Origin of the sequence: Rhodococcus sp. 05-2254-5 (genome assembly GCF_002258575.1) — a bacterium.
GTDB classification, from domain to species: domain Bacteria; phylum Actinomycetota; class Actinomycetes; order Mycobacteriales; family Mycobacteriaceae; genus Rhodococcoides; species Rhodococcoides fascians.
Map to the genome: position 1 here is coordinate 65,869 of NZ_NOZG01000002.1, position 14,006 is coordinate 79,874.

Here is a 14,006-nt window from a genome sequence, read left to right on the forward strand (position 1 = left end):
GTCCCGTAATCCTGACAGCGCAACATCACCGAACCGGGCCTGCAACATCACGGATTCGTCGCTACTTGGTAACGGCAAGGTAACGCAGTTCGATGCCCGGCATCAGGGCAGTGTGTGACCCGCTGCGCGGAACAGGCCGTACCATTCCGCCCTGGTCAGGCGGATGTCCGACCCCGTAGCGGCCTCTACTATCCGATCCGGCGTGGTGGTCCCCAGGACCACCTGAATGTCGGCCGGGTGGCGTGTTATCCACGCGACCGCTATCGCGGACGGTGTCGTGTCGTATCGGCCGGCAATGTCGTCGAGCGCATCGTTGAGGGCAGGGTAATTCTCGCGATCTCCGACGAACACACCCGACGAGGTCCCGCTCTGCAGTGGCGACCACGCTTGCACGGTGATGCCGCGTGCCCTCGCGTAGTCGAGCAACCCATTATCACGATCCACCGACTGGTCCAGCGCGCCGATGTTGGCGGTCAGGCCCGCAGCGATCAGCGGTGAATGGACGACGCTCAACTGCACTTGATCGAACAGAAGTGGTTGTGTGACTGCTGTTTCGAGCAATTCGATCTGACCGGGAGTGTGATTGGAAACGCCGAAACCGAGCACTTTGCCCGACGTGTGCAGTGTGTCGAATGCCGCCGCGACCTCGTCGGGCTCGACCAGGCTGTCCGGTCGATGCAGCAGCAGGGTGTCGAGATGATCGACGCCGAGTGCCGAGAGCGAACCCTCGACGGTCGACACGATGTGGTCTTCCGAGAAGTCGAAATAGCCGTCGCGAATGCCGACCTTGCTCTGAATGCTGACGCGCTCACGCTGCGACGGAGTGAGTGTCACCGCTTGTCCGAAGCGCTCCTCGCACCCGTGGGGTCTGCCGCCGTAGATGTCGGCGTGATCGAAGACGGTCACACCCACGTCCAGGGCGGTGTCGACCAACCTGCGAATCCTGTCGTCGTCCAGGTCGAGGATGCGCATGAACCCGAGGACGATGCTCGACACGGTTGTGCCGGTCTGGGGGTGCGTAAAGGTGCGCAAGGTGAGTCTCCCTCTGTGCGGACGTGGTCGCAGTCGAGTGTGTCAAACCGCGGACCCGGTACGCCCGGGCCTCTGTTGCGCAAGGCGTTGACAATATTGCGCAACTTCTGTCATCGTTGTGCTCGGCATCACAAAGAACCCAGGAGGTGAACCGTGGCACCCACGCTCACGCAGGTCGCACAACGAGCAGGTGTGTCGCTGTCGACGGCATCGCGCGCCTTCAGCAACCCGGATCGAATCGGGGCGGACACGTTGGCTCGGATCATCGCCGTCGCCGACCAGATCGGCTACGTCGCGGCCTCGGGGCGCTCCTCCGACACCCGCGTCTCGGCGACAACGGTCGCAGTCGTGGTACCCGACATCGGCCACACCGTCTTCGCCAGCTTCGTCAAGTCCGCGCAAGCCCAGGGCTGGCATCGCAGGCAGACCATCGTCCTCACCGACACCGACGGAAGCGCCGACCGTGAGCGTGAAGTGATCGGTGACCTGCAGGGCCGAGTCGACGCTCTGATCGTCTGTGCTCCACGACTACCGGCCGAGGACATCGTGCAGCTGGCGGGCGACACACCGCTGGTGCTCGTCAACCGATCATCGAGCGAATGTGATTGTGTCGTCGCCGATTCCGAGGACGGTATCCGGCAGGCCGTCGATTACCTGGCAGCTCTCGGTCACACGCATCTCGCGTACGTCCAGGGATCACCGCAATCGTGGTCCAACGAGCGACGCGTCGACGCCGTCGAACAGTTCTGTGCGGCGCGAGGAATCGTGCTCGATGTACTGGGGTGGCAGCAGGAAACCTTGGCCGGTGGCCATGCTGCGGCTGCCAGCGTCGTCGCCACGGGTGCTACCGCCGTCATGACCCACAACGACCCCATGGCCATCGGCGTCATGAACGGGGTCCGGTCGATGGGCCTGGCAGTACCGGAAGACCTCAGCGTCATCGGCATCGACGATTCGCCCCTGGCCGAACTCGCGCATCCCGCTCTGACGAGTATCAACGTTCCGATGGGCCGTGCAGGTCTGGTGTCCTCCGATCTGGTGTTCCAGCGGGCAGCCGAACCGGAGTCGTCGGCCAGAACCATCCACCTCCCTACCCAACTCGTGGTCCGCGGCTCATCGGGGCCCGCTCGGATTCGCACTCTCGCACCAGGAAAGGACGACTCGAAATGAAGGTCGTCATCGCAGATTCCAACCTCCTACCGCATCGTGGCCGCTTCGAGAGCCGAGTCGCCTCCGATATCGAGCTGTCGTGGCACGAGAAGTTCGACGTCGATGCACTCGTCGCGGACATCGCCGATGCGACCGTGTATGTCGGCGGAAAGTTCCCGGCCGTTATGGCGGAGGCGGCACCCGATCTGCAGCTGGTGCACGTTGCGGGGGCAGGCACGGACGGCGTTTCCTTCGACGCTCTGAGCCCGCAGACATTGGTGGCCAACACTTTTCACCATGAGCGCTCGATCGCCGAATACATCGTAGCCACCGCCGTCGTCCTCCGGCGCGGATTTCTCGGGCAGGACCGCCTCATGCGGGAGGATCGGTGGGCGTCGCCGGTGTACGACCGGACGCTTCGGCAATCGAATTCGCTGGGTTCGGCAACGGTGGGATTCGTGGGCTTCGGTCACATCGGTGCACAGACGTGGCAGTTGCTGAGAGCCTTCGGTTGCCGGGGCATCGCGGTTACGGGAAGCGGATCGGTGAACGCTGCCGAGAAGGGATTGGCCTGGGCCGCATCGACCGATCGTTTGTCCGACCTGATGACCGAAGCGGATGTCGTCGTGGTGTCCGCACCACTGAACGAGCGCACCACCGGCATGATCGGCGACACCGAACTCGCAGCTCTCGGACCGGACGGAGTGCTGATCAACGTCGGGCGCGGCCCCCTCGTGCAGCAGGATGCACTGTTCGACGCGCTGTCCGCCGGATCGCTCGGCAGCGCCGCCATCGACGTCTGGTACGACTACCCGTCGGCCGACGGCATCGGTGCCCCCTCGCGTCATCCGTTCCACACGCTGCACAACGTCCTGATGACACCTCATTCGTCCGGCATCACACGCGAAACCTTCGAGGGCCGGGTCGACGACATCACCGCCAACATCGGTCGACTCGCCGCGCGCGAACCGTTGACCGATGTCGTTGCCGGAGAGAACTTCACGGAGAAAGCAGAGCGCTCGTGACCGACAAGATCGTTGCTGCCGACGTCATCGTCTGCAGCCCCACGCGTAATTACGTCACACTCAAAGTGACCACCGCAGACGGGGTCCTCGGCTACGGCGACGCGACCTTGAACGGCAGGGAACTCGCGGTGGCGTCGTACCTGCAAGATCATGTCGCGCCGCTTCTCATCGGCCGGGATCCCGCACGCATCGAGGACACCTGGCAGTACCTCTATCGCGGTGTCTACTGGCGCCGTGGGCCGGTGACGATGGCCGCGATCGGCGCCGTCGACCTCGCCTTGTGGGACATCAAGGGCAAATCCCTCGGGCAACCCGTCTACCAACTGCTCGGTGGAGCCGTCCGCGACCGCATTCTCTCGTACACCCACGCCACCGGCTGGGACACGTCGGAATTGATCGATTCCGTCGATCGACGTCGAGCGCAGGGTTTTCGCGCCGTGCGGGCCCAATCAGGTGTTCCCGGCCTGGAGTCCGTGTACGGAGTGCACCGAGGCGCGCAGGGATACGAACCCGCAGGCCGTGGTGCCGTTCCCGTCGAAGAGGTCTGGGATACCGATGCGTATCTTCAACACGTTCCCGGGGTGCTCGCAGCGGTGCGTGACCACGTGGGATCCGAGCTCAAGTTGCTGCACGACGCGCACCACCGACTGACACCGCAACAGGCTGCGCGACTGGGCAAGTCGCTCGAGGACGTCGATCTGTACTGGCTCGAGGACGTCACCACCGCCGAGGATCAGAGCGCCCTGCGGCTGGTGCGTCACCACACCACGACCCCGCTCGCGATCGGTGAAGTGTTCAACACCATCTGGGACTGCCAGCAATTGATCTCCGAGAAGCTGATCGATTTCATTCGGGTGGCCATCGCGCATGCCGGCGGTATCAGTCATGTCCGAAAGATCTTCTCGCTGGCCGAGGTACACCAGGTTCGCTGCGGACCGCACGGGCCCTCGGACGTCTCGCCGATCACCCTCGCGGCGAGCGTGCACCTCGGAATGGCCACCCCGAATTTCGGCATTCAGGAGTTCATGGGCTACGACCCACTGGTCGACGAGGTGTTCCCGCACGCATGGTCGTTCGCGGACGGCTACCTGACCCCCGGTGACGCCCCCGGCCTGGGCGTCGACATGGACGAGTCGTTGGCCGCGCGGTACCCGTACGAGCCCGCGTATCTCCCGGTCGCTCGTCGCCTCGACGGCTCGATGACGGACTGGTGACGAGATGAGCGAATCCAGACTGTCTCGTTCGGCACTCGCTTGCTCGGGGGCCGTCCCAGCACGACCGGACGGCACCGGAATCGTCCATCTGGGGCTGGGCAATTTCCATCGCGCGCATCAGGCCGTGTACACAGCTGCGGCACTGGCACAGGACGGCGGCTCGTGGGGAATTCTGAGTGTAGCGAACAGATCTCGGACGATTGTCGATGCGATGCTCGCTCAGGAACTGCTCTACGGCGTCGTCGAGATATCGCCGTCGGGTTCGAGGGTGAGCGTGCCCGGAGCGCACACGGGAGTCATGGTCGCCGCCGACGACCCCGCCGCCGTCGTACGGGCCATTGCGGACGAGGACGTCCGAATCGTGACGATCACCGTCACCGAGTTGGGCTACACGCTGTCGTCCCGGACGGGCTCCCTCGACCTCGAATCGACTGCAGTGCAACAGGACCTGCAGCGGCCGGAAACGCCGACGACCACGGTGGGGCAGCTCGCGAGGGCTCTGGCGATGCGGGCACGAACGCACGGGGCTCCCATCACCGTGGCCAGCTGTGACAACCTGCTGGGGAACGGTGATCGCACCGCTGCACTCGTGCGTCAGTTCTTGGACCGTTGCGGTGCGGACGATGTGCTCGAGTGGCTGGCCGCGGCAGTGACGTTCCCCAACTCCATGGTCGATCGCATCGTTCCGTCCAGCAGTGCGTTGTACGACGCCCAGTCCACCGCCGAGCTGGGCGCTGTGGACACCATTGCCGTGCCGGCGGAGCCGTTCACGATGTGGGTGATGGAGGACGAGTTCGCCGCAGGACGTCCCCGCTGGGAAGCCGGTGGTGCCGTGTTCACCGAGGATGTCGAACCGTACGAACTGATGAAGGTTCGACTGCTCAACGGAACCCACTCTCTCATTGCCTATCTCGGCGCACTCGACGGTCGCGCGACAATTCCGGACTCGATAGGTCGCCCGTTCGTGGAGGCCGCAGCTCGAGCGGTGTTGGTCGACGAATACCTCCCGACCGTGCCCGTTCCTGACGGGGCGGATATCAACGACTACATCGCCCAGCTGTTCGTGCGGTGGTCCAACTCCGCTCTGGGGCACAAGACCGCGCAGGTCGGTTCGGACGGCTCGGCGAAGCTCGCGCAGAGGATCCCGGACCCAGCGCTCCACCACCTACGAAACGGTGTTGTACCGCAACACCTTTCCTTGACCATCGCCGCCTATCTCTGCTGCGTGTGCCCGCCCGACGGTTTCGACCCGGGCCCGCATGCGCATGCGATGGCCGACCCTGCACGTGCGCGTTTGGCGGGACTTGCCGCTTCGGCAGCGTCCAGTGAGGATTTCGTCCGCTCGGTTCTCGAACGCGGCGACATACTCCCCATCGAGTTGGCGCAGTTTCCCGAATTCATCACACGCACAGCGGAATTGATGGATACTGTTGTTCGTCACGGTCCGATGGCCGCAGCCGTCGAAGCGGCGAGTTCTTCGCTCCGCCCCGTCGTCACGGCATCCCGGACCACACTCGACTGACTCATTCTCCTTCCTTCCTTCGTTCGGCCGAAGCCGAAACTCACCCGAGGACAACCATGGACATGACCACAGAACCGTCAGATTCTCCCAGAATCGCTCCGGCCCAACATGATCCTTCCGCCGTACGACGCGCAGCGTGGGCCGGCCTCATCGGAACCACACTCGAACAGTACGACTTCGTCATCTACGGCACGGCGTCCGCGCTGATCTTCAACAAGTTGTTCTTTCCCAACATCTCTCCGGCGGCCGGCATCATCGCCAGCTTCAGCGCGTACGCCGTCGGCTTCCTCGCCCGGCCACTGGGTGGACTGTTCTTCTCACGCTACGGTGACCGGCTCGGTCGCAAGTGGGTTCTGGTCGCCACGCTGATGCTGATGGGCGGCGCGACCATGGCCATCGGTCTGCTGCCGACGTTCGAGCAGGTGGGACTACTGGCCCCGGTGTTGCTGGTCCTGTGCCGATTCTTCCAGGGCTTCGGCGCTGGTGCCGAACAATCAGGTGGCGCAACGCTTCTGACGGAAACGGCCGCGATCGGAAAGCGTGGCAGATTGGCCGCTCTTGTCATGACCGGCGCGGCGCTCGGCACCGCTCTCGGAGCAATCGCCTGGATCCTCGCCCAGTTGCTTCCCGACGACCAGCTCATGTCCTGGGGCTGGCGGATGGTGTTTCTGAGCAGCATCCTGGTCACAGTGGCCGCGTTCATCATCAGACGCAAGCTCAACGAGTCACCGGTGTTCCAGGAACTGAAGGCAGCACAGGAGCGACCCAAGGCGCCGGTGAAAGAGGTGTTCACCAACGGCAAGCGACCGCTGTTCATCGTCATGTTCATGACCGTCGGCATCAGCGCTCAGTCCTACACGTACCAGGTGTTCATGGCCTCCTACATGAAGAACGACATCGGCGTCGATCCCACGTTCATACCCAAGGTTCTGCTCATCGGCGCAATCTGCGGCGGCATCGCGGCCTGGGGCTTCGGATGGTTGTCGGACAAGGTGGGTCGTAAGCCCGTGTACATCGGTATCGTCAGCCTGCTCGTCGTTCTTCCGGTTCCCACGTTCATGGCTCTCAGCACCGGTTCGCACGTACTGATCACCCTGGTGATGATCATCGGATTCATCCTGGCGTGCCAGGGGGCCGTCGGTGTCACGATGAGCTACTTCCCCGAGATCTTCGGGGCTCGATACCGGTACGCCGGAGTCACTCTCGGCCGCGAGTTCGCGTCCGTCTTCGGCGGCGGAATCGCTCCGTTGCTGTGTGCGGCACTGATCACCGCGTTCTCCGGATCCTGGGTCCCGGTCGCGGTCTACATGATGATCATGGCCGTCTCGGTGCTCGTCGCCGCAACCTTCGCACCGGAAACTCGGGATCGCGATCTGACCGATCCGGCCAACGCAACCGATCCGGTGCTCGACCGGGTCTGACCTGCCCACCTCGAACGGAACGGACGACACGATGACCACCGAACCCAATCAGATGCCCGACAGAACGATTGCCTTGATCGCGTATGGCACCGATGACATCCGCGTCGAAACAGTGGCGGTGGCCGACCCCTCGCCGGACGAGGCGATCGTCGCAATTGGCTACGGCGGAATCTGCGGCTCCGATCTGCACTACTGGAAGCACGGAGCGGCCGGGCAATCGGTACTGAAAGCGCCGATGCGATTGGGACACGAGGCGTCGGGCACCGTGTTTCGGCGCGCAGGAGACGGAAGTGGCCCCGGTGAAGGCACCCCGGTCACTGTCCATCCGGCGACTCCCGCCGCCACCGGCGCGAAGTATCCGGTCGATCGTCCGAACCTGTCTCCCGGATGCCGCTACATGGGAAGCGCCGCGCAGGTACCGCACGACGACGGTCTGTTCATCGGTCACGTCGCCGTCCCGACACGAATGCTCAGAGTGTTGCCGGACGGTCTGGATCTGAGAATTGCTGCGTTGGCCGAGCCGGCGAGTGTCGCGTGGCATGCCGTCGAGCGTGCTGGGGCGGTGTCCGACAAGACGGTTCTCGTCGTCGGGACCGGTCCGATCGGTGCCCTCATCGTGGCGGTCGCTCGCCGAGCCGGTGCAGCTCGGATCGTCGCGGTCGACCTCGAAGACTTTGCGCTCGATGTGACGCGTCGACTCGGAGCGCATCGAACAGTCGACGCCCGAGACGGGGCGGAAGTCGCGGCGGTCGAGGCCGATGTGACGTTCGAGTGCTCGGGCAACCATCATGGTCTGGCGTCTGCAATTAACGGCACGGCTCGCGGCGGTCGTGTCGTCATGGTCGGGTTACCTGCGGCTAGGCCTCAGCCGGTGCCGCTGTCATTGGCGATCACCCGGGAGATCGACCTGATCGGCTCGTTCCGGTTCAACACCGAGATGGACGACGTGATCCAAGCTCTGGCCGACGGTTCACTCGATGTGGCACCCGTCATCACCGCGGAGTATCCGGTGGCAGACGCCCTCGACGCGTTCGCGCTCGCCGCCGATGCATCCCGATCGAGCAAAGTCCTGTTGACGTTCTGACGGGCTACTACTCGAATTCGGTTCGTATCGACTGTGTCGTGAGCTGGAGCATCAGCACGAAGCCGGTCAGCGTCACCACGATCGGGGCCCACAGCACCACCGCCACGAAGGTGTCCACATCCCGTTCCAGCACTATGTACACCGCGACGATCGATGTTCCCAACAGGCACAGGGCGATGTGCGCAGCGAGGCGCCATTTGTCGAAGAAGAACCCGGCCAACATTCCCATCGGGATGAGGAAGGTGCATTTGCCGAGGGTGACTTCCGGCGCGAAATTCGCGGTGATGGTGGCTCCGAAGATCGACAGATCGGCTATGACGACGAAGGCGAAGGCTTGCCCGAGCGTCGGCCACGGACCGAACCACCAGAACGCGCCCATGATGTACGCGGCGATCATGCACGTCCATTGCACGATCGAGGGGATGGGGGTGGTCGCGCCGTACCCGAACGCCAGCTCGAGGGTGACCACGACGGCCATGGCCAGGGCGGCGGCGGACACGATCCGCTTGACGAGGGTCGTGACAGCGAGCGACGTCATCACGCCCATGCCCCATTGGTAGTGCTCGTTGGACCTCGTCAGTGCGCGAGTCACAGTGCCCCCTCGTTCCAATCAAGAGTCGATTGAAACACAGTCCCACCGCTCGACGTTCGGCTTTCACCGAGTTCCGGCCGACGGTGCGGCACGATCAGCTGGTCAATTGGTGTAACAGCTCCGGCAGTGTCTCGCTGATGTCGTGCCGGCTGGCCACCCGATAGCGGGCGGCCTCACCGAGCAGCCGCCGTCGATCGGCGTCGTCGACCACCGCCGAGACGGCGGCAGCGAGAGCATCGGAGTTGCCGGGCTCGACCAGAATTCCAGCACCGTCGGCGAGGAATTCGTGCGTGCCACCGTGATCGGTTCCGATCACCGGCAATCCGTGCGACATCGCTTCCAAGACCGACAACGGACCTGCCTCGGGAGAAGTGCTGGCCGACACGACGACATCCCACCTGCGAAGAGCGGACTCGGCATCGGTGTGCCCGAGGAACTCGACACGTCCGGCAAGATCCGGTTCCGCGGCGCGCGCGCGGAGTTCGTCGACGTATTCGCGATCACCGGGGAAGCTTCCCCCGGCCAATTCGAGTCGGACGTCGGGGAGCATGGCGACGGCGTCGAGCAGCACACGGTGCCCTTTCCACGGCGTCAACAACGCCAGCATCCCGACCACCGGCGGAGAGTGCAGCGCACCGCCGAACCGCGGGACCGGCCACGGCACGCCGTTGTGTGACACCACCACGGGGAGGCCGGCCTTACGCAGAGGTTCTGCGGTGGCCTCGGACACCGATACCGCAACGCGAACGGCCGGCCGGGCGAACCGGACCACCACGCGCTGCTTCAGGGAGGTCATCGTGTCGTGGACGAGCCACGACGCCCCGCGAGCGGGCCGCGCAAACCGCGCCACCGGAAGCGCGAACAGCGAGTTGACGACCGTGGCGGTGCCCGGTGCGCGGGCGATCGTGCGCACGGCGCGCGCCGCCCCGACCCATCGTGCGACCATCCTGATCGCCGCGATACCGCGCTCGGCACCTCGTTGCCCACCCAGTCCGAGCTCGTCGATGCGGATGTGCCGCGTCGTGTCGGGTAGACGGTCTGCCAATGGGCCTGCGGGGCAGGCGATCACGGTGGCATGGCCGCGGCGCGTGGCCTCGTCGATCAAATCCAGCAGCACCTTCTCGGCACCGGACACCTGGCCGGTGTGCGCGAGGAAGAGAACTGTCGATTCGTCGGTCATGTATCGGCCCGTCTGTGCGGCGAAGGTGGTTCTGGCGGATCAGTACGCATCGCGGAGCAGTGCCACTGGGTCTTCACACATTCTGCGTAGCGCTGCATCCATGACGGCCACATCGACCATCTTGCTGCAGAACGAGGCCGTATAGGTTCGGCCACCGGCGATTTCGGCGATGAGCATCGTGCAGCCGTCCGGACCGTCCGGTTCGAGCGACGCGGCCATCTGCGGGGGCCTGCCGTCGTCGGCCCAGTCGAGGTGGTCGAACACCCGCACTTTCCCGAGGTCGCTCACGGCCAACCGCAAGGTCTCGGGTACCTCGACGACCGAATTCTTGTCCTGCGACGTTGCAGACGGCCGAAGGCGTGACGCCACATCGCGGAGATGCGACATGCCCAGTACCGCGATGGGCCAGCCGGATTCGATCACCTCGCGCATCGATGCGGTGATTCGGACGGGCGTCGTGTCGGCAGGAAGATGCAGGGGGATACCGACGGCAAAATTCCCGTGCGCGCCCTGCTGGGCCGGATCGAGATAGCGGCGGCTGTTGAACAACACCATGATGTGATCGTCGACGTCGACGGATTCTGCTCGTAGCGCCGCGCTCCACAGGGCAATCGAGATCGACGCAGCGGTCGCTCCGGGCAGGTTCTCCGCAGTCCAGTTCTTCAGCTCGTCCACGTCGGCTTTGCTCATGTACCCGGCCCGGCTGACCTTTCCGGCTTCCCAGTTCTCGATCCGACGACGGGGACCGGACCCGCCGTCCGCTGCGCGCCGGTGTCGAGCACGCAGGGACCAGAAGTCCGCCAGCGTCTTCGGATGCCGAGAGTAGTGCCGCCACAGAGCTTTCCAGGTCGTGCTCGGTGGCAAGCCTGCGGCGAGGCCGGGAACCAGTGATCCGTCGGCATCGTCGCAGAATGCCGCCAACATCAGGACGCCGATCTGGCCGTCCCCGATTCCGTGCGAATAGTCGATGGCGAGGTGATCGTCGAACACGACCACCTCGAGTGGACCGCGAGCACCTTGTCGCGACCGAATGTCGGTGAGCATCTGCCCCAGGTCTTCGGTGCCGCCACTGCTCGTGGTGACATTGTCGCCGGCGATGTTGCTGCGGTAGCGCCACCGTCGAGCATCGGAGCGTGGTTCCAGCGCGATGTGCGGCTCCGCGTCGACGTGTTCGGCGGCGGTGAGCGTTCGACGCGTCCGCTCGATGTCGAGACCGCGGACGGGCCCGACCGCGGTGACTATCCGGGTGTCGGCAAAGACGCGATCCAGTGCAGTCGAGCGATAACTACGCTCAGCGGACGGCATCGACGACCTCCTGCATTCGACTGCGGAAGTTGGCCCGTGAGAAGCCTTCCGCCCATCTACGAATGGCGGCGCGATCATAGTCGGCCGGGTCGAACGAGCGCATGGCCTCGGCGAACCCGGCGATGACGGCCTCGTCGGAGCCCGGCTGTACATGCAAGCCGGTCTCACCGGGAATCACCGAGTCCACGGCCCCGCCGTCTCCCAGTGCGATGACCGGTGTTCCGGTGGCCATGGACTCGACCGGGACTATGCCGAAATCCTCCACTCCGGGCATCAGCAGGGCGCGCGTCGTGCGGTGCAGTTCGAGAAGCTTCTCGTGCGAAACCCGCCCTAAGAAGGTCGTTTTGGGTCCGGCCAGTTCCCGGCAGGCGTTCATTGCACGGCCGTCTCCCGCCACCACGAGGGGAACGTCGGCCTCGGCGGCGGCGCGAACCGCGATGTCAGGACGCTTGTAGGGGACCAGGCGGCCGGCAAGCAGGAAGAAGTTCTCACGCTCGATCGACGGATCCGGCGTGAAACCCTCGGTGTCGACCGGAGGATGGACCACCACGGCGTCGTCTCGGCCCCACCAGTCATCGATGCGCCGAGCGACCGCTGTCGAATTGGCCACCACGGTCGTCAGTTTCGGTGCGGCGGCGATCTCGCATCGACGGGCAACGGCCGACAGTGCCGTCAGTATCGCAGCTCCGGCTCTGCCGCCGCCTTCACCTGCGCGAAGTTCGGGGTCCCAGGCCCATCGTGCGGGACTGTGCACGTAGGCGATCACGGGGGAGTCGGTGGCGAACACGGCCTGAGTCGCGAAGGCATGGTGGCTCACCACGACGGCGTCGTAACCGCGCAGTGGCATCCGCCGAAAGGCCAACGGCATCATCGGAAGAACGGGTGCGTACGACCGTTGGCCCAATGCGTTGTACACCCGATTGAGGGCGGACGTGTGCGGCGCGCGGCTGATTCCGGACGGAACCCCGGACGGGCGGGAGATGGGCGCGAACACTTCGGCAGCGGGCCAGTGCAAGGCCAGCTGTTCGATGACGTGCTCGGATCCTGCGATCTCCGTGAATCTTTCGTGTACGACGGCAATTCTGTCAGCTGGCATGGCGTTGGCCTTCCGGCGCGATCGTCTGCGCGGTCTGTTCTGCTCGTCGGGTCGAGTTCTTGTTCTGCAATACCAGGTGTACGGGAATGTCGAAGTCGTCGAGCCGTCGCAGCGCCGCAGTTGCTGCCTTCTTGTCCCGTCCACGCTTCGACACCAGCACAACGACGGTCTCGACGTCACCGACGTCGGTGTACTGCCACCACTGCTCCGACAGGCCGACTTCGGCGGTGGCTCGATGGTGGCCGGTGGTCGGTCCGTCGCCGTGCGTCGACTCGAAGACTGCACCTTCGCCGACCAGGACGAGAATCACGCTGTCGCCCTTCGGGGCTGCGTGTCGCGCACTTCTCGATGCCGGTCGGTCGCCACGCTCGAGGGCAGCGATTCGGGAAGCCACGACGGGCGGTACCGTGTCGCCGGTTGCCGGGTCGAAGTGTGCACCGTATTTTCGGGACACCCGACGAGCCCAGGAGCGAGAGGGCTTGCGGCCGAGTCTTCCTCGAAGCAACACGATCAGTTCGGCCGCGACGATGAGTGCAGCCAGAGCTGCGACGAGTGCCTCCGAGACCGGTTTCGGTGAGACCGGAGTTGTGCTCTGCTCTGGTTTCGACAACACGACCAGTCGATCTCCGCTGGCAGCTGCTTCGAGTTCGCTCTGCTGGGTGCGTAGTTGGGCCAGTTCGGACAGTGCCGCAGGTCGGCTCGGATCGTCGGCAGGCAGGGCGTCCACCCGAGCCTGTTGCGCGTCGACGGTGGACTGTCCCTCGGCCGTTCGTTCCTGCGAGTCGCGGATCGCGTTGGCCGAGGACGTACTTGCCATCGTCGACACCATCGCCTCGGCCAGTTCCGCGGCGAGTTCGGGAGATCGGGTCGTCACGGTCACTGTCAGCAGCGCGGGTGAGGTGCCAGGAGACAGTTCGACGCTCGAGGCCAGTTGCGATGCGTCCATATCGGCGTCGACCTGTTCCAGGACCTGATCGAGAACGCCGCGGTCGGTGGCCAATTCGATGAACGGTGCGCGCATCTGCTCGATGAACGCGTCACCGGGAACGAGCGTTTGGGCAGGTTCGATCTCCGCGACGATCGACGCGGCGTACTGCTTGTCGGTGAGTTCGCTCCTGAGGTAGAACATGCCTGCGCCGACCAACACTGCAATGATCACGGCGGGCAGCAATGCCCGGCCTAGCTCACGCATGTGTCCTGCGAGGTCGATCGGTGGGGGCACGTCGCCCCGGTGTACGGCATCGTGGACGGACATCAACCGCGTACCCTTCCGTCTTCGATGCGAGCGGATGGACCGCTTCGGTGGTTCGTGGAGCCGACAGACTCGATGATAGCTGGGTGTGGACACAGTCCGCGTAGCCGTGCCGACTGCGAATGAAACTGCAT

12 protein-coding genes are annotated in these 14,006 nt (G+C 64.6%); 6 read left to right on the forward strand and 6 right to left on the reverse strand.

All coding sequences use genetic code 11. The features are described from left to right. Positions 1-102: 102 nt before the first annotated feature. Positions 103-1,032 (reverse strand): aldo/keto reductase, encoded by a 930-nt coding sequence (locus CH278_RS01305; protein ID WP_045841307.1) that lies wholly within the window; start codon positions 1,030-1,032, stop codon positions 103-105. Positions 1,033-1,185: 153 nt separating this feature from the next. Here CH278_RS01305 and CH278_RS01310 point away from each other — a divergent pair, with 153 nt between their 5' ends. From CH278_RS01310 to CH278_RS01335, 6 genes are all read left to right on the forward strand, one after another. After that, complete coding sequence (locus tag CH278_RS01310; protein WP_032406782.1) at positions 1,186-2,202, forward strand: LacI family DNA-binding transcriptional regulator; 1,017 nt, start codon at positions 1,186-1,188, stop codon at positions 2,200-2,202. Beyond that, positions 2,199-3,206, forward strand: coding sequence for a 2-hydroxyacid dehydrogenase (locus tag CH278_RS01315; RefSeq protein ID WP_094621007.1), 1,008 nt, complete (start codon positions 2,199-2,201; stop codon positions 3,204-3,206). Before CH278_RS01310 ends, CH278_RS01315 begins: the two co-directional genes overlap by 4 nt. Then, the gene (gene manD, locus CH278_RS01320) at positions 3,203-4,420 is read left to right on the forward strand and encodes a D-mannonate dehydratase ManD (protein WP_094621008.1); all 1,218 of its coding nucleotides are present in this window, start codon (positions 3,203-3,205) and stop codon (positions 4,418-4,420) included. The genes CH278_RS01315 and manD overlap by 4 nt, the downstream gene beginning before the upstream one ends. Positions 4,421-4,424: 4 nt before the next feature. After that, positions 4,425-5,942: a mannitol dehydrogenase family protein gene (locus CH278_RS01325; RefSeq protein WP_094621009.1), complete on the forward strand. Its 1,518-nt coding sequence runs from the start codon at positions 4,425-4,427 to the stop codon at positions 5,940-5,942. A gap of 62 nt (positions 5,943-6,004) precedes the next feature. After that, positions 6,005-7,363: an MFS transporter gene (locus CH278_RS01330; protein ID WP_256991794.1), complete on the forward strand. Its 1,359-nt coding sequence runs from the start codon at positions 6,005-6,007 to the stop codon at positions 7,361-7,363. A gap of 31 nt (positions 7,364-7,394) precedes the next feature. Beyond that, positions 7,395-8,447: a zinc-binding dehydrogenase gene (locus tag CH278_RS01335; protein WP_094621011.1), complete on the forward strand. Its 1,053-nt coding sequence runs from the start codon at positions 7,395-7,397 to the stop codon at positions 8,445-8,447. A 7-nt stretch (positions 8,448-8,454) separates the two neighbouring features. Here CH278_RS01335 and CH278_RS01340 read toward each other — a convergent pair whose 3' ends face one another. The 5 genes from CH278_RS01340 to CH278_RS01360 form a co-directional block, all read right to left on the reverse strand. Next, entirely contained in the window at positions 8,455-9,039 is a 585-nt protein-coding gene (locus CH278_RS01340; protein WP_032390917.1) for a hypothetical protein, read from the reverse strand. Positions 9,040-9,133: 94 nt separating this feature from the next. Further along, positions 9,134-10,219 (reverse strand): glycosyltransferase family 4 protein, encoded by a 1,086-nt coding sequence (locus CH278_RS01345; protein WP_027497629.1) that lies wholly within the window; start codon positions 10,217-10,219, stop codon positions 9,134-9,136. Positions 10,220-10,258: 39 nt separating this feature from the next. Next, complete coding sequence (locus tag CH278_RS01350; protein WP_256991795.1) at positions 10,259-11,524, reverse strand: hypothetical protein; 1,266 nt, start codon at positions 11,522-11,524, stop codon at positions 10,259-10,261. After that, positions 11,511-12,620 (reverse strand): glycosyltransferase, encoded by a 1,110-nt coding sequence (locus CH278_RS01355; protein WP_032368233.1) that lies wholly within the window; start codon positions 12,618-12,620, stop codon positions 11,511-11,513. Before CH278_RS01355 ends, CH278_RS01350 begins: the two co-directional genes overlap by 14 nt. Beyond that, positions 12,610-13,875 (reverse strand): hypothetical protein, encoded by a 1,266-nt coding sequence (locus CH278_RS01360; protein WP_237606242.1) that lies wholly within the window; start codon positions 13,873-13,875, stop codon positions 12,610-12,612. Before CH278_RS01360 ends, CH278_RS01355 begins: the two co-directional genes overlap by 11 nt. Positions 13,876-14,006: the final 131 nt, after the last annotated feature.